This window comes from Bacteroides sp. An51A, assembly GCF_002161565.1.
Lineage (GTDB): Bacteria > Bacteroidota > Bacteroidia > Bacteroidales > Bacteroidaceae > Phocaeicola > Phocaeicola intestinalis.
Map to the genome: position 1 here is coordinate 92,103 of NZ_NFIC01000003.1, position 18,232 is coordinate 110,334.

The 18,232-nt window shown below is 46.4% G+C and carries 16 protein-coding genes; 15 read left to right on the forward strand and 1 reads right to left on the reverse strand.

The window, feature by feature from the left end; all coding sequences use genetic code 11:
- Positions 1 to 461 precede the first annotated feature (461 nt).
- The 11 genes from B5G04_RS06675 (at position 462) to B5G04_RS19735 (ending at position 13,108) form a co-directional block, all read left to right on the forward strand.
- Positions 462 to 2,915: an FAD-dependent oxidoreductase gene (locus B5G04_RS06675; RefSeq protein WP_087396417.1), complete on the forward strand. Its 2,454-nt coding sequence runs from the start codon at positions 462 to 464 to the stop codon at positions 2,913 to 2,915.
- A 2-nt stretch (positions 2,916 to 2,917) separates the two neighbouring features.
- Positions 2,918 to 3,277: a winged helix DNA-binding protein gene (locus tag B5G04_RS06680; RefSeq protein ID WP_087209182.1), complete on the forward strand. Its 360-nt coding sequence runs from the start codon at positions 2,918 to 2,920 to the stop codon at positions 3,275 to 3,277.
- Between the two features lie 97 nt (positions 3,278 to 3,374).
- Positions 3,375 to 3,971, forward strand: coding sequence for an epoxyqueuosine reductase QueH (locus B5G04_RS06685; protein ID WP_087209179.1), 597 nt, complete (start codon positions 3,375 to 3,377; stop codon positions 3,969 to 3,971).
- A 95-nt stretch (positions 3,972 to 4,066) separates the two neighbouring features.
- Entirely contained in the window at positions 4,067 to 5,740 is a 1,674-nt protein-coding gene (locus B5G04_RS06690) for an amino acid permease (protein ID WP_087396419.1), read from the forward strand.
- Positions 5,741 to 5,836: 96 nt separating this feature from the next.
- Entirely contained in the window at positions 5,837 to 6,664 is an 828-nt protein-coding gene (cysQ, locus tag B5G04_RS06695; protein WP_087209173.1) for a 3'(2'),5'-bisphosphate nucleotidase CysQ, read from the forward strand.
- 166 nt (positions 6,665 to 6,830) lie between these two features.
- Complete coding sequence (locus tag B5G04_RS06700) at positions 6,831 to 8,399, forward strand: SLC13 family permease (protein ID WP_022041008.1); 1,569 nt, start codon at positions 6,831 to 6,833, stop codon at positions 8,397 to 8,399.
- Positions 8,400 to 8,514: 115 nt separating this feature from the next.
- Positions 8,515 to 9,123, forward strand: a complete 609-nt coding sequence (gene cysC / locus B5G04_RS06705; RefSeq protein WP_087396421.1) for an adenylyl-sulfate kinase — start codon at positions 8,515 to 8,517, stop codon at positions 9,121 to 9,123.
- A gap of 28 nt (positions 9,124 to 9,151) precedes the next feature.
- Positions 9,152 to 10,063 carry a sulfate adenylyltransferase subunit CysD gene (gene cysD / locus B5G04_RS06710; RefSeq protein ID WP_022041010.1) on the forward strand — a complete coding sequence of 304 codons (912 nt, stop codon included), beginning with the start codon at positions 9,152 to 9,154 and terminating at the stop codon, positions 10,061 to 10,063.
- Between the two features lie 111 nt (positions 10,064 to 10,174).
- Positions 10,175 to 11,680 carry a sulfate adenylyltransferase subunit CysN gene (cysN, locus tag B5G04_RS06715; protein WP_087396424.1) on the forward strand — a complete coding sequence of 502 codons (1,506 nt, stop codon included), beginning with the start codon at positions 10,175 to 10,177 and terminating at the stop codon, positions 11,678 to 11,680.
- A gap of 91 nt (positions 11,681 to 11,771) precedes the next feature.
- Positions 11,772 to 12,878: a sulfotransferase gene (locus B5G04_RS06720; protein ID WP_087209167.1), complete on the forward strand. Its 1,107-nt coding sequence runs from the start codon at positions 11,772 to 11,774 to the stop codon at positions 12,876 to 12,878.
- 59 nt (positions 12,879 to 12,937) lie between these two features.
- Positions 12,938 to 13,108: a hypothetical protein gene (locus B5G04_RS19735; RefSeq protein WP_158100067.1), complete on the forward strand. Its 171-nt coding sequence runs from the start codon at positions 12,938 to 12,940 to the stop codon at positions 13,106 to 13,108.
- A 72-nt stretch (positions 13,109 to 13,180) separates the two neighbouring features.
- Here B5G04_RS19735 and guaA read toward each other — a convergent pair whose 3' ends face one another.
- Positions 13,181 to 14,734 carry a glutamine-hydrolyzing GMP synthase gene (gene guaA / locus B5G04_RS06725; protein WP_022041013.1) on the reverse strand — a complete coding sequence of 518 codons (1,554 nt, stop codon included), beginning with the start codon at positions 14,732 to 14,734 and terminating at the stop codon, positions 13,181 to 13,183.
- A gap of 390 nt (positions 14,735 to 15,124) precedes the next feature.
- Here guaA and B5G04_RS06730 point away from each other — a divergent pair, with 390 nt between their 5' ends.
- The 4 genes from B5G04_RS06730 to B5G04_RS06745 all read left to right on the forward strand — a co-directional run bounded on the left by B5G04_RS06730 (position 15,125) and on the right by B5G04_RS06745 (position 18,227).
- Positions 15,125 to 16,264 carry an N-acetyltransferase gene (locus B5G04_RS06730; protein WP_087396426.1) on the forward strand — a complete coding sequence of 380 codons (1,140 nt, stop codon included), beginning with the start codon at positions 15,125 to 15,127 and terminating at the stop codon, positions 16,262 to 16,264.
- A 19-nt stretch (positions 16,265 to 16,283) separates the two neighbouring features.
- Positions 16,284 to 17,504 (forward strand): beta-ketoacyl-[acyl-carrier-protein] synthase family protein, encoded by a 1,221-nt coding sequence (locus tag B5G04_RS06735; protein ID WP_022041015.1) that lies wholly within the window; start codon positions 16,284 to 16,286, stop codon positions 17,502 to 17,504.
- Between the two features lie 64 nt (positions 17,505 to 17,568).
- On the forward strand, positions 17,569 to 17,817 hold the full coding sequence (locus B5G04_RS06740; protein WP_022041016.1) for an acyl carrier protein: 249 nt from the start codon (positions 17,569 to 17,571) through the stop codon (positions 17,815 to 17,817).
- Positions 17,814 to 18,227: a beta-hydroxyacyl-ACP dehydratase gene (locus tag B5G04_RS06745; RefSeq protein ID WP_087396428.1), complete on the forward strand. Its 414-nt coding sequence runs from the start codon at positions 17,814 to 17,816 to the stop codon at positions 18,225 to 18,227. The genes B5G04_RS06740 and B5G04_RS06745 overlap by 4 nt, the downstream gene beginning before the upstream one ends.
- Positions 18,228 to 18,232: the final 5 nt, after the last annotated feature.

Here is an 18,232-nt window from a genome sequence, read left to right on the forward strand (position 1 = left end):
GCACAAATCTTTCAAAATGCCGTTTGAATGCATTCTGTGCCTGTTTGACCGGATTAACACACGTTGTCGGATTCGTGTTTCCGGCTGGTTGCATATCTGTTTTCAGCCGGATGGCAATGGGCAAGAAACAGACTTAGTTTTATATTCCACGGGCTGAAACGTACATTCCGCGGCGTGGAACGTATATTCCATGGGCTGGAACGTACATTCCACGCTGTGGAATATAAAAGCAATTCAATGGAACAAAGGAAATCATTTGTTTCATCGGATGAATGTATGGAGGTTCGAAGGCTTTCCTTGTGTGTCTTACCTGCCTGTACTTCCTAAAAAATGGGCGTTTCTTTGTAATTATGTTAATGAAGTAAATATTTTCCATTGGAAATTTTGTATTAATGAAAGTTTATTGTTTATTTGCAAAAGTTTCCAATGGAAATAATATAAAACGAAAAATAAAAAGACGTATGAAGATTCTTATTGTAGGAGGAGTAGCGGGAGGAGCCACAGCAGCTGCCCGCATCCGTAGAAATACCGAAGAAGCCGAAATTATCCTGTTCGAGAAGGGAGCTTATATTTCGTATGCCAATTGTGGATTACCTTATTATATAGGTGGGGTTATCGAGGAACGCGAACGGCTTTTTGTACAGACGCCCGAAGCGTTCGGGAAGCGGTTTAACATCGATGTGCGCACGCTTTCGGAAGTGACGGCTATCGACCGGGAGCGGAAGGAAGTGACGGTCCGTACTGCCGAGGGGAAGGTGTATCAGGAAAGCTATGACAAACTCTTGCTTTCGCCGGGGGCGTCGCCTGTGCGTCCGCCTTTGAAAGGTATCGATTCGGAAGGCATCTTTACCTTGCGGAATGTAACCGATACCGACCGTATCAAGCGATACTTGGACGAAAAGCAGGTGAAACGCGCGGCGATTGTAGGCGGAGGCTTTATCGGGTTGGAGATGGCGGAAAACCTGGTGCATGCCGGAGTAGAGGTTTCGGTGGTAGAGATGGCAGACCAGGTGATGGGACCTATCGACTATTCGATGGCTTCGCTGGTGCACGAACATTTGATGCAAAAAGGGGTGAAGCTGTATTTAGGGCAGGCGGTAGAGGCGTTCGAACGGACGGATGCGGGCTTGGGAGTGACCTTCAAGTCGGGTATCCGCTTGCAGGTGGATATGGTGATATTGTCTATCGGAGTGCGTGCCGAAACGCGCCTTGCCTCGGAAGCAGGATTGAAGCTGGGCGAGATGAAAGGCATTTATGTGAATGAATATCTGCAGACTTCGGATGAGGCTGTTTATGCCGTGGGGGATGCGATAGAGTTTCCGCATCCCGTTACGGGAAAGCCGTGGCTGAATTTTCTTGCCGGTCCGGCAAACCGTCAGGCACGCATCGTGGCAGACAATATCGTATTCGGGAACAAAGCAGTGTATGAAGGTTCCATAGGTACGTCCATAGCCAAGGTGTTCGATATGACCGTGGCATCTGCCGGCTTGCCTGCCAAGCGTTTGAAGCAAATGGGAATTGCTTACCTTTCTTCTACGACGCATTCGGCTTCTCATGCCGGTTATTATCCGGGTGCGTTGCAAATGGCGGTTAAAGTAGTCTTTTCGCCCCAAGACGGAAAGCTGTACGGGGCACAGATAGTAGGATATGACGGGGTAGACAAACGGATTGACGAGTTTGCCCTGGTTATCAAGCAAGGCGGAACGGTGTACGACCTGACCCGGCTGGAACATGCGTATGCACCTCCTTTTTCTTCGGCAAAAGACCCGGTGGCAATAGCCGGTTACGTAGCCGGAAATATCCTGAGCGGAAAGATGACACCGCTGTATTGGCGCGAATTGAGGGATGCCGACCTGAGTCGGGTGACTTTGGTGGATGTGCGTACCCAAGATGAATTTGAGTTAGGAGCCATTCCGGGGGCTGTTAATATGCCGTTGGATGAATTGCGGGAGCATCTGGATGAGATTCCGCAGGACAAGCCGGTATGGATGTATTGCGGTGTAGGGTTGCGTGGCTATCTGGCAAGCAATATCCTGAAAGGCCATGGATTTAAAGAGGTGCGCAATCTGGCCGGAGGCATTAAGACGTATAAGGCTGCCGTGACACCGGTAGATTTGCCTTCGGAAGGCACCCCTTGTATTTCGGCTGGTGGGGAAAAAGCTTCCGGAATGGATATGCAGCCAGACAAGGTGATAAAGGTCAATGCATGCGGCGTGCAGTGCCCCGGACCGATACTGAAGCTGAAGCAAGGAATGGAAGCGTTGCAGCCCGGACAATGTCTGGAGGTAAGTGCTACCGATGCCGGATTTCCACGTGATGCAGAAGCGTGGTGCCGTACGACAGGTAATCGTTTCCTTTCGAAAACGGAAGAAAACGGAGTGTATCGGGTGCGGATAGAGAAAGCCCAGGCGGTTTCTGCCGTAGGACAGAAAACAGCAGTTGGCGGGAAAGGCAAAACTTTTATTCTTTTCAGTGATGACCTTGATAAAACTTTAGCTACTTTTGTACTCGCAAACGGAGCGGCTGCTACGGGTGAGAAGGTGACCGTCTTCTTTACGTTCTGGGGGCTGAATGCCATCAAGAAGGAGCAGAAACCGAAGGTACGGAAGGATGTCTTCGGCAAGATGTTCGGTATGATGCTGCCTTCTGATTCGCGGAAGCTGAAGCTCTCGAAAATGAATATGGGCGGAATCGGTTCGAAGATGATGCGGTATGTCATGAAGCAAAAGGGAGTGGACTCGCTCGAATCGCTCCGCCAGCAAGCCATTGCTAACGGGGTGGAGTTCATAGCTTGCCAGATGTCGATGGACGTGATGGGAATAAAGCGTGAGGAACTGCTCGACTGTGTGACGATAGGTGGCGTGGCGACCTATATGGACCGTGCCGGTGAGGCAAATATGAATCTGTTTATTTGATTATGGAAAAGATACAATGTATATGTGTGATGCGCGACTTGCTGAAGGGGCTTTCCGAACTGGAGAACCGGCTGGAGGAAGCTTACGGGGTGTCGCTCAACGAGGCGATGGTGTTGTGTAGTGTGGGAGCGGAAACCGTGACGGCAGGAACCATTATCTCTTGTACGGGATTGACTTCGTCGCATGCTTCGAAGGTTATCCGTTCGGTAGAGGATAAGGGCTTGCTGGCACGCAAGCTGGGCGAGCAGGACAAACGCCAGATGTATTTCACGCTTACGCGGAAAGGAAAAGCTTGTCTGGAGAATATCAAGGAGCAGGGGGTGGAAGTGCCCGAATGGCTGGCTCCGTTGTTTTTTAGGTAACAAGGTTACGAGTTGACAAGGCTTTAGATACATAGGTAGAACTATTTAAGACCTTGTCAACTCGTTACCTTGTCACCTCGTCATCTCATTGAAAAGTATGAAAAAGAAAAAAGAAGACTGGGAAGTGCCGGGCAATGCCGGACAGGTATTGCTGCATACATGTTGTGCGCCTTGTTCATCGGCAATTATTGAATGCCTGATGCAGCACGGGGTACGCCCTACCATTTATTATTGCAATCCGAACATTTATCCGGAAGAGGAATACCGGATCCGGAAAGAGGAATGTACCCGTTATGCACAGGCGTTGGGCTTGGATATCATCGATGCCGATTACGACCACGAGGCGTGGCGTTGTGCGGTTCGTGGCTTGGAAGGGGAGCCGGAAAGGGGAGGGCGTTGCCTGCAATGTTTCAGGTTGCGTTTGCGTGATACGGCACGTTATGCCCATGAGCACGGTTTTACGGTGATTACTACTACGCTTGCTTCTTCACGTTGGAAGAGCTTGGACCAGATTAACGAAGCCGGACGCTATGCCGTAGAACCTTATCCCGACGTGACGTGGTGGGACAAGAACTGGCGGAAAGGCGGGTTGAGCGAACGCCGCATCCAGATTATCAAGGAATATGATTTCTATAACCAGCAATATTGCGGGTGCGAGTTCAGCATGCGGAAAGAAGAGGAAAATACTCCTTAAAGTTTATTGTGTGGTGTAAAGTTTGACTTCTTTTTCCTCAACTCACGGTTTTTTTGTATGTTTGCATCCTAAAATCAATATGCAACTTGCAAGAAATGGAAGGATTATTCGTCAGAAAAAGCATAGATGCCTTGCAGGAAGAAGCCGGGCAGACAGGAAATAAGACCCTGAAACGGGTATTGGGACCTGTCAGTCTGGTGGCTTTGGGGGTAGGCGTGATTATCGGAGCCGGGCTGTTTTCTATTACAGGGACAGTGGCTTCGGAATATACGGGACCTGCTATTACGCTTTCGTTTATCATAGCTGCGATAGGATGCTGTTTTGCCGGGCTTTGTTATGCCGAATTTGCCTCGATGATTCCGGTGGCAGGTAGTGCTTATACTTATTCGTATGCCACTATGGGAGAACTGATAGCTTGGATTATCGGATGGGACCTGGTGTTGGAATATACCGTGGCTGCTACTACGGTCAGTATCAGTTGGAGCCGTTATCTGGTGGTCTTTCTGCAAGGAGCAGGCATTGATTTGCCCCATACATTGACTGCTTGTCCGTGGGATGGGGGCATAGTCAATATACCTGCCATGGTGATTGTGGTATTGATGAGCCTTATTCTGATGCGAGGGACGGCGGGCAGTTCGTTTTTCAACGGACTGATTGTATTTTTGAAAATCAGTGTGATTCTGGTTTTTGTCATTTTGGGTTGGAAGTTCATTCAGGCAGATAATTATGTGCCATACATACCTGAAAATACCGGAAAACTGGGTGAGTTCGGATGGTCGGGTATTTTGCGGGGGGCAGCCATTGTGTTCTTTGCTTTCCTGGGATTCGACGCGGTAAGTACTGCGGCACAAGAAACGAAGAATCCCAAGCGCGATATGCCTATTGGTATTCTGGTATCTTTGCTCGTCTGTACGATATTGTACATTCTTTTTGCCCATGTGATGACGGGGGTAGCTCATTATACAGATTTCAAAGGTCAGGAAGGCATCGCTCCGGTAGCTGTGGCTATCGAGCAGATGGGATATGCCAATGCGCAGGGGGTGATAATGCCTGCTTACCCGTGGCTGAATAAGGCAATTGTACTTGCCATTCTTTTTGGTTATTGTTCGGTGATTATGGTTACTTTACTTGGTCAGAGCCGTGTGTTTCTCAGTATGAGCCGCGATGGTTTGTTGCCTCCTTTTTTTTCTCGTATCAATACACGTTTCCGTACACCGGTACATAGTAATTTCCTGTTTATGGTAGTGGTAAGCTTGCTTGCCGGTTTTGTTCCTGCCCAAGTGGCAGGCGAAATGACCAGTATCGGTACCTTGCTTGCTTTTACATTGGTTTGTGCTGCTGTGCTGATTGTGCGTAAGACGATGCCTGATGTGCATCGTGCATTCAAGACTCCGTGGGTCCCTTTTGTGCCCATTATGGGTATCCTTACCTGTTTGTGTATGATGTGTTTTCTGCCGGCCGACACGTGGATTCGGTTGGTTCTTTGGATGTTGATAGGCTTGGATATCTATGTCAGTTATGGAAGAAAACACAGTAAACTGGAACCAGGAAGGGTTTATCGTAAAGGCGATACGGTATTGAATATCTTAGGACTGGTGCTGGCTGTGCTGAGTGTAATTACTGGTTTATGGCACCAGCAGACTGTAGGTTGGGAAGCCGACAAGACTTTGCTGGTCATTTCTTTTGTCTTTGCTTTTACCCATTGTGCTTATTATATGTGGCGGCTTTGGCATCAGGCAAGCGACTTGAAGCGGGCTCCGAAGTCATAAAAGAAGTTATAATGTAAGTACGCGGACAGAAAAAATGAAATATCAACCAATATAATATGGATAAAAAGCCGTTATTTTACGGCAATTTAAGACAATATGGATAAAAACAGACTATTTGTAGCCATACAGGCATCTTTGAAAGCCGGGGCTGCTATTATGGAAGTATATACCGACCCGAACGCAGATTTCGAGGTGGAACGGAAAGCTGACAATTCGCCTTTGACGATAGCCGACCGCAAGTCGCATCAGATTATTGTGCAGGAATTGTCGGCATTGCCTTATCCTGTGTTGAGCGAGGAAGGTAAAGAAATACCTGTTGCCGAGCGAAGAGGCTGGAATGAATTGTGGGTGGTAGATCCTTTGGACGGTACCAAAGAGTTTATCAAGCGTAATGGAGAATTTACGGTAAATATTGCTTTTGTGAAAGACGGACGTCCTGAGGCTGGAGTGATATATATACCGGTCAGGGAAGAGCTGTATTTTGCTGATGAGGTTTTGGGGGCTTATAAACTGGAACACGTTGCCCGTTTGAATCCAGAGGATACACTAGAGAGCCTGATAGGACGTGCACAACGTTTGCCTTACCCGGATGGGCGGACATACGGTACATTTGTTGTCGTGGCTTCGCGTTCGCATCTCAATGCTGAAACCGAGCATTTTATCGATGAAATGAAAAAGAAATATACCGAAGTACAAACCGTGTCGAAAGGAAGCTCGTTGAAACTTTGCCTCATAGCCGAAGGTAAAGCAGATGTCTATCCCCGATTTGCACCTACAATGGAATGGGATACAGCAGCCGGACACGCTATTGTACGTGCAGCAGGAGGTGAAGTGTATCAGGCTGAGACAAATCTTCCCCTTCGGTATAATAAAGAAGATTTGTTGAATCCGTGGTTTATCGCTTATCCCTGTATTGGTCGTTAAACGGAGTTATATTTGGAAGCCGAACGGAATTATATTGGAAGTTAAAGGGAGCTATGTGGAAAATTAAAGGGGAGTCGGATATCAGTCACTCTGAAGTATTGGTCTTTTGTTGCTTCTGATTCCGGCGAGACATGACTTCTGAATTAAAAATAAACTTTTCAAGACTATGAATTTTGAAATACTTTTTGTGTTGCTGGGGCTGATAGGGATGCTCGTTGCGCTTATCTTGGATAAAATGCGTCCGGGCATTGTACTGTTGTCATTGGTCGTGGTGTTTATGGCGGCAGGTATTATCACTCCCAAACAGATGGTTGCCGGATTTAGCAATCGTGGCATGATAACGGTAGCTTTGTTGTTTCTGGTGAGTGAAGGTGTGCGCCAAAGTGGTGCACTAGCCACGGTCATTAAGAAATTGTTGCCCGAACGGAAAATGTCGGTAATGCAGGCACAGTTGCGTCTGTTGCCTGTTGTTAGTGCTTTTTCGGCTTTCCTTAACAATACTCCAGTAGTGGTTATCTTTGCACCTATTGTGAAAAACTGGGCAAAAAAAGTTGGGCTTTCGTGTACCAAGTTCCTCATTCCTTTGTCGTATGCTACGATTTTGGGTGGGTTGTGTACACTTATCGGAACATCTACCAATCTGGTGGTTCACGGTATGATGATTGACCGTGGTTTGCCGGGGTTGAAGATGTTCGATCTTGCCTATATTGGCATTCCCATCACAATAGCCGGACTTCTTTTCATTTTGTTTACTTCGAAGAAACTGCTTCCAGCCGAACGGCCCGATAATTTTGAGGAAGAAGAGGCAGATGCGGCGGAAGTGAAAGGACAGCATATAGTAGAAGTGGTGTTGGCATCACGTTTTCCTGGTTTGAAGCGCAAGTTGAAGAATTTTGATTTTAAACGTCGTTATGGGGCTGATATCAAGGAAATACGCCAGGGAGGCCAGGTTATCACCAAGAACTTGGGTGAAGTGAGGTTGCAGGAAGGTGACACACTGGTATTGCTTGCTGATGATGAGTTTACCAAGGCGTGGGGAGATTCTTCCGTTTTCCTGATGATGACTAATGGGCAGGAGATACCTTCGCGTCCGATGCCTGGGTGGAAGAAATGGACAGCATTGGCGCTTTTGCTGATTATGATTATCGGTGCTACTATCGGTGAGCTTCCTTATTTTCAGGAACGTTTTCCCGGTGTGAAGATGGACATGTTTTTCTTTGCATCGGTTACGGCTGTGGTGATGGCTTGGCTTAAGATATTTCCTCCGAAAAAATATACTAAATATATCAGTTGGGACATACTTATCACCATAGCTTGTGCCTTTGCTATCAGTGCGGCGATGGAAGAATCCGGACTGGCGGCGTTGATAGCCAATTTTATTAAAGATGTGTCTGGTTCGTTGGGAGCTTGGGGAGCTTTGGCGTTGCTTTATTTTGTCACACTGGTTATTACCGAACTGGTAACGAACAATGCTGCAGCAGCACTTGCCTTTCCGCTTGCGCTGGAAACGGCTGCAGAATTCAACGTAGATCCGATGCCTTTCTTCATCGCTATCTGCATTGCTGCATCGGCAGGTTTTGCTACCCCCATCGGTTATCAGACTAACTTGATTGTGCAGGGAGCCGGTAATTATCGGTTTACCGATTTCTTGAAGATTGGTCTTCCGATGGATTTGATTGTGATGATTTTATCGGTAGGTCTTATCCCGCTGATATGGCCTTTTGTACAAGTGTGATTTTCAATGCGGACGAAAGAGATGCGGAAACGTTATATCCGAAGGGCTTGTCTTTCAGATAAATCTGCATATCTTTAATGTCCGGCTATATAGATAGTAAACAGAAAGATAATAAATGAACAACATTTATCCTATATTCGACAAGATGCTGTCCCGTGCTGACAAGGAGAAACTGTTGGGGCAACGTGGATTGATGATTTGGTTTACCGGACTGAGTGGGTCGGGTAAGAGTACTCTTGCCATTGCGCTTGAACGTGAACTGCAACAACGGGGATTGCTTTGCCGCATCCTTGATGGAGACAATATCCGGAGTGGAATCAACAATAATTTGGGCTTTTCGCCAGAAGACAGGGTAGAGAATATCCGTCGCATAGCCGAAGTTGGCAAGTTGTTTGTTGATACAGGTATTATTACCATTGCCGCATTTATCAGTCCGAACAATGAACTTCGTGAAATGGCAGCACATATCATTGGTGCGGATGATTTTGTGGAAGTTTATGTCAGTACGCCGATAGAAGAATGCGAGCGGCGTGATGTGAAAGGCTTGTATGCCAAGGCACGTCGTGGGGAAATCAAGGAGTTTACAGGGGTTTCGGCTCCGTTTGAAGCACCTCAACATCCGGCACTTTCGCTCGATACTTCGAAGTTTTCGCTCGAAGAATCAGTGGACCAGCTCCTGCACTTGATTTTGCCCAAAGTGTCCGCCCCTCTGAGTAAGGAATGAAAAAAAGAAAAAGCAAACATTATAAATTATGCAAGAAGAATACAACTTGAGCCACTTGAAAGAACTCGAAGCCGAGTCTATTCATATCATTCGTGAGGTGGCTTCCGAATTTGAAAACCCGGTGATGCTGTACAGTATCGGAAAAGATTCATCGGTAATGGTGCGCCTTGCCGAAAAAGCCTTTGCTCCGGGCAAAGCGCCCTTTCCATTGATGCACATTGATTCGAAATGGAAATTTAAGGAAATGCTTCAGTTTCGTGATACATATGCCAAAGAACACGGCTGGAAACTTATTGTGGAAAGTAATATGGAAGCATTCCGTGCCGGAGTAGGCCCCTTTACTCACGGAAGTAAGGTACATACAGACTTGATGAAGACGCAAGCGTTGCTTCACGCTCTTGATAAATATAAGTTTGATGCTGCTTTTGGAGGAGCACGCCGTGATGAGGAAAAATCACGTGCCAAGGAACGCATCTTCTCTTTCCGTAACGAATTCCATCAGTGGGATCCCAAGAACCAGCGTCCCGAACTGTGGGACATCTACAATACTCGTATCCGTAAAGGGGAAAGCATCCGGGTCTTTCCTTTGAGCAACTGGACAGAACTGGATATCTGGCAATATATCCGTTTGGAAAAGATACCTATTGTGCCTTTGTATTTCGCCAAGGAACGTCCGGTAGTAAATATTGACGGGCAGCTTATCATGCCTGATGATGACCGTCTGCCCGAGAAATACCGCGATAAGATTGAAATGCGGAAAATCCGTTTCCGTACTTTGGGGTGCTGGCCGCTTACAGGGGCTATTGAAAGCGATGCCGATACCATAGAGAAGATTGTGGAGGAAATGATGACCACCACCAAGAGCGAACGCACAACCCGTGTTATAGACTTCGACCAGGACGCAAGTATGGAAGAGAAGAAACGGGAAGGATACTTTTAAATGAATAATTAATAATGAATAATTAATAACGATTCCTACATTCGTTTGTTGTTCATTACCTATTCATGTACCGTTATTAACTATTAATTGTTAATTATTAATTGAAGAAAAATGGAAGAAATAGATAAAACCAAATCAGGAAACCCGATGGAAGGCGAAGCCAGAGGCCGTATGTCAATTGAAGAGTTTCTGAAAAAAGATGAGGAGAAAGACCTGTTAAGGTTCCTTACTGCCGGTTCGGTAGACGATGGAAAGTCTACTCTTATCGGACGCTTGCTTTTCGATAGCAAGAAGATTTACGAAGACCAGCTTGTGGCATTGGAACGCGACAGCAAACGTGTGGGGAATGCCGGTGAGCACATTGATTATGCTTTGTTGCTCGACGGGTTGAAAGCAGAACGCGAGCAGGGGATTACCATTGATGTTGCTTACCGCTATTTCTCTACCAACAACCGTAAGTTCATCATAGCCGACACTCCGGGGCACGAACAATATACGCGCAATATGATTACCGGAGGCTCTACCGCTAATCTGGCGGTAATTCTTGTTGATGCACGTGCCGGAGTCATTACCCAAACCCGCCGCCACTCTTATCTTGTTTCCTTATTAGGCATCAAACACGTGGTATTGGCGGTGAACAAGATGGATCTTGTAGATTTTTCGGAAGAAATATTTGATAGAATAGTAGCGGATTATAAAGCATTCATCGCTCCATTGGGTGTGCCTGATGTGACTTGTATTCCACTTTCGGCACTTGATGGAGATAATGTGGTCGAAAAATCGGCACGTACTCCGTGGTACGCAGGTCCTTCCTTGTTGGAATATCTTGAAACCGTGCACATTGGTAACGACCATAATTTGAAAGATTTCCGTTATCCTGTGCAATACGTCTTGCGTCCTAATCTCGATTTCCGCGGATTTTCATCCAAAGTGGCTTCGGGCATCGTGCGCAAAGGAGATGAAGTGATGGCATTGCCTTCGGGGAAGAAAACCCGTGTAAAGGCAATCTATGCTTCTGATGGAGAATGCGATTATGCTTATCCGCCTATGTCGGTCACTCTGACCTTGGAGGACGAAATAGATGTGTCACGTGGCGAAATGCTGGTGCATCCTGACAATATGCCGTTGGTAGGACGTAACTTTGAGGCGATGCTTGTCTGGATGGACGAAGAAAAGATGGATATGGAAAAATCGTTCTTCCTGAAACAAACTACCAATACCAGCCGCACACGCATCGATAGTATCAAGTACAAGGTGGATGTCAACACGATGGAACACCTTTCAATTGAAAATGGACAGTTGACAAAAGAAACACTGCCTTTGGAGCTGAACCAGATAGCTCACGTGGTGTTCACGTCATCGAAAGAGCTTTTCTTCGACCCTTATGCCTGCAATAAGGCGACGGGGGCGTTCATCCTTATCGATCCGATAACCAACAATACCAGTGCAGCTGGCATGATTATCGGCAAGGTAGACGACAAGGACATGCATACTACGATGGAAATCCCGGTACTAGACCTGCCTAAGTTAGGGATTGCTCCCGAACACTATGATGCCATCGAAACCATTGCAAAAGAATTGGAACGCCGTGGATACGCAATAGAGATAAAGAAATAAGTTTTTAATGAAGAATGAAGAATTAAGAATGAAGAATTTTGACTGGTTCACATCATTCTTAGTTCTTCATTCTTAATTCTTCATTTACAATATGGGCTTATTAGAATTTAGCAAATTGCCGGTTAACACCTTGGTAGGTGCCGACTGGAAGACATTCAACGAAATAACCAAAGGGCGTGCCATCGGTTCTGCTTATCGGGGAAAGTTCCGTCTGACAAAAGCAGTGTGCCGTCTGCTTTCTGTATTGAAACCCTTGCAGGATAAGAAGTATGCAAGCCTCCTGGCACAGAAGCCGCTCGAACATGATCCGGTATTCATTTTAGGGCACTGGCGCAGCGGAACCACCTTTATGCACAATGTTTTTTCATGTGACAAACATTTTGGTTATAACACTACCTACCAAACCGTATTCCCGCATCTGATGATGTGGGGGCAACCTTTCTTTAAGAAAAACATGAGCTGGCTAATGCCTGACAAGCGTCCTACCGATAACATGGAGCTTGCCGTTGACCTGCCTCAGGAGGAAGAGTTCGCCCTTACCAATATGATGCCTTATACGTATTATAACTTTTGGTTCCTGCCCAAGCACATGCAAGAGTATGCCGATAAGTATTTGCTTTTCGAAGATGTCACGGATGCTGAGTTGAAAGTGTTTGAGGAAACTTTTACCAAGCTTATCAAGATTTCGCTCTGGAACACTGGAGGCACCCAGTTTCTCAGTAAGAATCCCCCTCACACAGGCCGCGTGAAGGAATTGGTGAAGATGTTTCCCAATGCCAAGTTTATCTATTTAATGCGTAATCCGTATACGGTATTCGAGTCTACCCGGAGTTTCTTCACCAATACCATCAAACCTCTCCAACTTCAAGACATCAGTCCTGAAGAGTTGCAGCAGAACATCCTCACGGTGTACGACAAGCTCTATCACAAATATGAGGCTGACAAGCATTTCATTCCTGAGGGCAACCTGGTAGAGGTGCGTTTCGAGGATTATGAAAAGAACGCGTTCGACCTGACGCAGGAAATCTATCAGAAACTTTCTCTTCCTGGATTCGAAGAAGCACGTCCTGCCATTGAGGCATACGTCAACAAGAAGAAAGGCTATAAGAAGAACAAATACCAGTATAAGCCGGAAACAGTAGAGCTGGTGGAAAAGCACTGGGGATTTGCTCTTGATGAATGGGGATACAAGATCTGATTTATACAAATAGGGATTAAGAAGCAGTTTCTTAGAAGCTGTTTTGAATTTATCGTGCGATGATTTGGGATGAGTTTTTGAGGCATTTTCGCTTCTGTGATGAGGAAGATAGCGGGCTATCTGACGAAGAACAGGAGCGGAAAGGACCAAAAAATCGCCCAAAGCATACACGAAAACGGATACATCAAGCCAAGAAAAACTTTTTGGAGAAATTCAAAACATCTTCTTAATGAATGTCCTGATTAGCCAATACATATCTCCTGAAAACGAAGATATGTATCGGCTGATGGACATTCTTTTTTTTATTCCCACTCGATTGTGGCAGGTGGTTTCGATGAAATATCGTAGCAAACTCGGTTTACGCCTTTCACCTTGTTGATGATGTCATTCGATACCTTTGCCATAAATTCATAAGGAAGGTGTGCCCAGTCGGCTGTCATGGCATCAGTGCTTGTTACGGCACGTAGTGCGACTGCACGCTCGTAGGTGCGTTCATCACCCATTACACCTACGCTCTGCACAGGTAGAAGGATGACACCTGCTTGCCATACTTGGTCGTAGAGCGCAGTTTCTTTGCCTTCAGTATTTTTTGTTTTCCAATCGCGTAGACCTTGGATGAAAATATCATCGGCATCTTGAAGGATGCGTACTTTCTCGCGGGTAATGTCGCCCAGGATACGTACGGCAAGTCCCGGTCCGGGGAAAGGATGACGAGTGATGAGGTGTTCGGGCATACCCAGTTCACGGCCTACGCGGCGTACTTCGTCCTTGAATAAGAGACGGAGTGGTTCGCAAAGTTTCAGATTCATCTTTTCGGGTAATCCGCCTACGTTGTGGTGGCTTTTGATTACTGTTCCGGTAATGGAGAGCGATTCGATGCAGTCGGGGTAGATGGTTCCTTGCGCCAGCCATTTCACATCATGTATTTTGTGCGCTTCTTCATCAAATACGTCAATGAATCCTTTGCCGATGATTTTGCGTTTGCGTTCGGGTTCGGTCACGCCTGCCAGTTCGGTAAAGAATTTTTCGCTGGCATCAACACCGATGACATTCAGGCCAAGGCATTCATAGTCATGAAGTACATTGCGGAATTCATTCTTGCGTAACATACCGTGGTCGACAAAGATGCAAGTCAGGTTTTTGCCGATGGCTTTGTTGAGCAACACGGCTGCTACTGATGAGTCAACACCTCCGCTCAGTCCGAGTACTACTTTGTCATCACCTAATTGTTCTTTCAGTTGCGCAACTGTAGTTTCAATGAATGACGCCGCGCTCCAGTCTTGTTTGCCTCCGCAGATGTCTACTACGAAGTTTTTCAGGATTTGTGTGCCGTCTTCAGTGTGATACACTTCAGGATGGAACTGTACCCCCCATAGCTTTTCTCCTTCTGCCTGATAAGCGGCAACTGCTACTTTGTCGGTAGAGGCGATAATCTTGAAATTTTCGGGTAGAGACGTAATGGTGTCTCCATGGCTCATCCATACTTGCGAGTTTTCACGGACATCTTTCAGCAACGGATTATCGTGGTCGAACTTAGCCAGATGTGCCCGTCCGTATTCACGGGTATTGGCAGGTTCTACCTTGCCTCCGTTGGTGTATGCCATAAATTGTGCACCGTAGCAGATGCCTAAAACCGGATATTTGCCACGGATATTGCTCAAATCGATTTTGAAAGCCTTTTCATCGTAAACCGAGAAAGGGCTTCCCGACAGAATCACACCAATGACGGAAGGGTCGCCGAAAGGGAACTTGTTGTAGGGAACAATCTCGCAATACATGTTCAGTTCGCGCACGCGGCGTCCGATGAGCTGCGTGGTTTGCGAGCCGAAATCGAGAATAATAATCTTTTCCTGCATATTCAGTTCTGTATAAAATTGAAAGATTGGGCAAAGGTACTCATTTAAATTGAGAATTGAAAACAGGGTGTTGAAAATTCCAACGCAAACGTGTTTAATTTTTGCGGAGGTTTATTTTTGCAGGACATCGTTTCCGGCACGTATGTTTTTTTATACCATGCGTGGTATGAAATTGTGCCTTTTCTCACCACATATAGTATAAGTGTCCGTATTCATATTAATTTGTTTTGAATCGTTATTCTGAAATGGAAAAATGTAAGCCTATCCTCTTTGCAACTATCGGAATAAGGAGGCTTTCCGGATGAATTTTGTTCTTTTTTTCACTAAAGTTCGTCAATATCACACTTGGTTTTGGCGGTTAGGTTCACCTTTTATAATTTCGTCATCGTTATGGAAAAATTGATAGTAAAAGAGGTTCAGACCGGGCGTGAAATGGACGATTTCGTACGGTTTCCCCATCGGTTGTATGCGGATTGTCCTTATTATGTGCCTGATTTGGATATGGATATACGTGAGACGTTCGACAAACGGAAAAATCCGGGGCTTGATTTCTCGGATATTCAGCCATTCATCGCTTATGATAGTCATGGAGATACGGTAGGGAGGATTGCCGGCATCATTAATCATCGTGCCAACGAAAAGTGGCATACGCGTAACGTGCGTTTCGGCTTTATTGAATTTGTCGATGATATTGAGGTGGCGGGAGCTTTGCTTCGTGCTGTAGAACAATGGGGGCGGACACGGGGAATGAATGCGATACAGGGACCGATGGGAATTTTCGACTTTGACAAGGAAGGTATGCTGGTGGATGATTTCGATCAGGTCAGTTCTATGATTACCATCTATAATTATCCGTATTATCCCCGTCATTTGGAAGCATTGGGTTATGAGAAAGAAGTCGATTGGGTTCAGATTCGTGTACAGGTTCCCGAGGAGATTCCACCTAAATATGCCCGTGTGGCGGAATTGTCGAAAGAAATGTTTGGTTTGCAGGTAAGGAAGCTGACTTCGGCCGACATTTCAGAACGTAATTATGGTAAGAAAGTATTCGATTTATTGAATGTTGCCTATTCTCCTTTATTCGGATATACCGAATTGTCGGACAGGCAGATAGATGGCTATCTGAAACGTTATTTGCCTTTGCTTGACTTGCAGTTGCTTCCTGTGATAGAGAATGAGAAAGGTGAGCTGGTAGGCGTAGCGATAACGATGCCCAGTCTTTCGAATGCGTTACGGAAGGGAGGTGGAAGACTTTTCCCGTGGGGATGGTATCCGTTGCTGCGTGCATTGAAATGGAAACGGGAAGAGAAGGCAGAACTTTTTCTGATAGCTGTCCGCCCTGATTACCAGGGATTGGGTGTGAATGCCTTGTTTTTTGCTGATCTGATACCGGTCTATAACAAGTATGGTTTCACCTGGGCAGAAACAGGGCCGCAATTGGAAACAAACGTAAAGGAACTTTCGCAATGGAAACCTCTACATCCGGAAATCGTGAAAAGGAGGCGGTGTTATCGGAAAGTGTTGGAATAAAATAATAAACTGATAGAATATGAGAAGAGTAGTAATAACCGGTATGGGTATCTGGTCGTGTCTGGGTACGACACTGGATGAAGTGTGCCGGTCTTTGTATACAGGAAAAAGTGGAATCGTATTCAGCCCTGAACGTAAGGATGCAGGATTCCGTTCGGCTTTATGTGCACAGATAGCCAAGCCCGACTTGAAACCTTTTGTGTCGCGCAATCTGCGTCAGTTTATGCCCGAAGAGGCGCAATATGCCTATATGGCTACACGTGCGGCACTGGAGCAGGCCAGACTGGAGCCTGACTATATCGAGCAGCATGAAATAGGCATCATTTATGGAAATGATTCGGTGTCTGAAGCTACTATGACCGGGCTTGACAAGTTTCGTGAGTTTCACGATACGGCGGCATGTGGAAGCGGTACCATTTTCCAGTCGATGAACTCTACCGTGACTATGAACCTTGCTTGTCTGTTTAAATTGAAAGGTATCAATCTGACAGCATCAGCCGCTTGTGCCTCAGGCTCCCAGTCGGTAGGACTTGCGTATTTGCTTATTCGAAATGGCTTGCAGGATTGTATCGTGTGCGGTGGAGCGCAAGAAGCCAATATGTATGGCGTGGCGGCTTTCGATGGCATCCAGTCGTTCTCTATACGTGAGGACGAACCTGCCAAGGCAAGTCGTCCGTTCGATAAGGACCGGGATGGTCTGGTGCCTGGAGGAGGGGCAGCTACGTTGATTGTAGAGAGTTACGAACATGCTGTAAAGCGAGGTGCTCCTATCCTTGCCGAAGTCGTAAGCTGGGGATTCTCGGGCAACGGTGCGCATATATCTACTCCCAATGTAGAAGGTCCGGCACGCTCGCTGGAACTGTGTCTGAAGAATGGGAACGTGTCTCCCGATGAGATAGGTTACATCAATGCTCATGCCACTTCCACACGTATCGGTGATAGCCGGGAGGCACTGGCGATAGCACAGGTGTTTGGTGAGCTTCCGGTACCGGTCACTTCCACCAAGAGCCAGACAGGGCACGAGATGTGGATGGCTGGTGCCAGCGAACTGATTTATTCCATTCTGATGATGAAGAATGATTTCATAGCCGGAAACATCAATTTCGAGCATCCCGATGAAGATACAGCCCGTATTCATGTGCTTCCGGAGACGCGTCCCATACATTTCGATATGTTCTTGTCGAACTCGTTCGGCTTTGGAGGTACAAATTCGACGTTGATTGTCCGGAATGAGGGATGACGGATACGATGGAGCTGTTTTGTATGATGATTTATAAATTAAGTAAATAAATAAAAACTAAGTTATGACACGCGAAGAAATCATTGAAAAAGTCAACACGTTGTTGGCAGAAGAATTTGAAGTAGAAGCATCTACATTGACTCCCGATGCAAATGTTAAGGAAACCCTTTCGCTGGACAGTCTGAGTCTGGTAGACCTGGTGGCACTTATCCAGCAGACTTATCAGGTGAAGATTCCTGTTTCGGATTTGCGTCAGATACAGACGTTTACCGATTTGTATGATTATATCGAATCACATTTGCCTGCGGCATGATGAAAGTGGATATACAGGTGTTGATTCCACAACGTGAGCCGATAATCATGGTCGACAGGCTGGATAAGGTGGAGCATGCGTATGCGGAAACTTCGTTGGAAATCCGTCCGGACAATTTTTTTGTTGCTCCGGACGGACGATTGGAAGAGGCGGGAATCATTGAGCATATTGCTCAGTCGGCTTTGGCATTTGCCGGTTATTGGGCTTTGCAGGCCGGAGCTTCCGAACCTCCGGTAGGATATATTGGTGAAGTGAAGAAATTCCATTGCTACCGTTGTCCGCAAACGGGAGAAATCCTGCATACCCGGATTACAATAGAAGCCGAAGCGGAAGGCATCACTCTGGTAAGAGGAGAGACTTCCGGCAACGGTACTCCGGTAGCAGATACTCAGATGAAAATATCCATTTAAGAGAG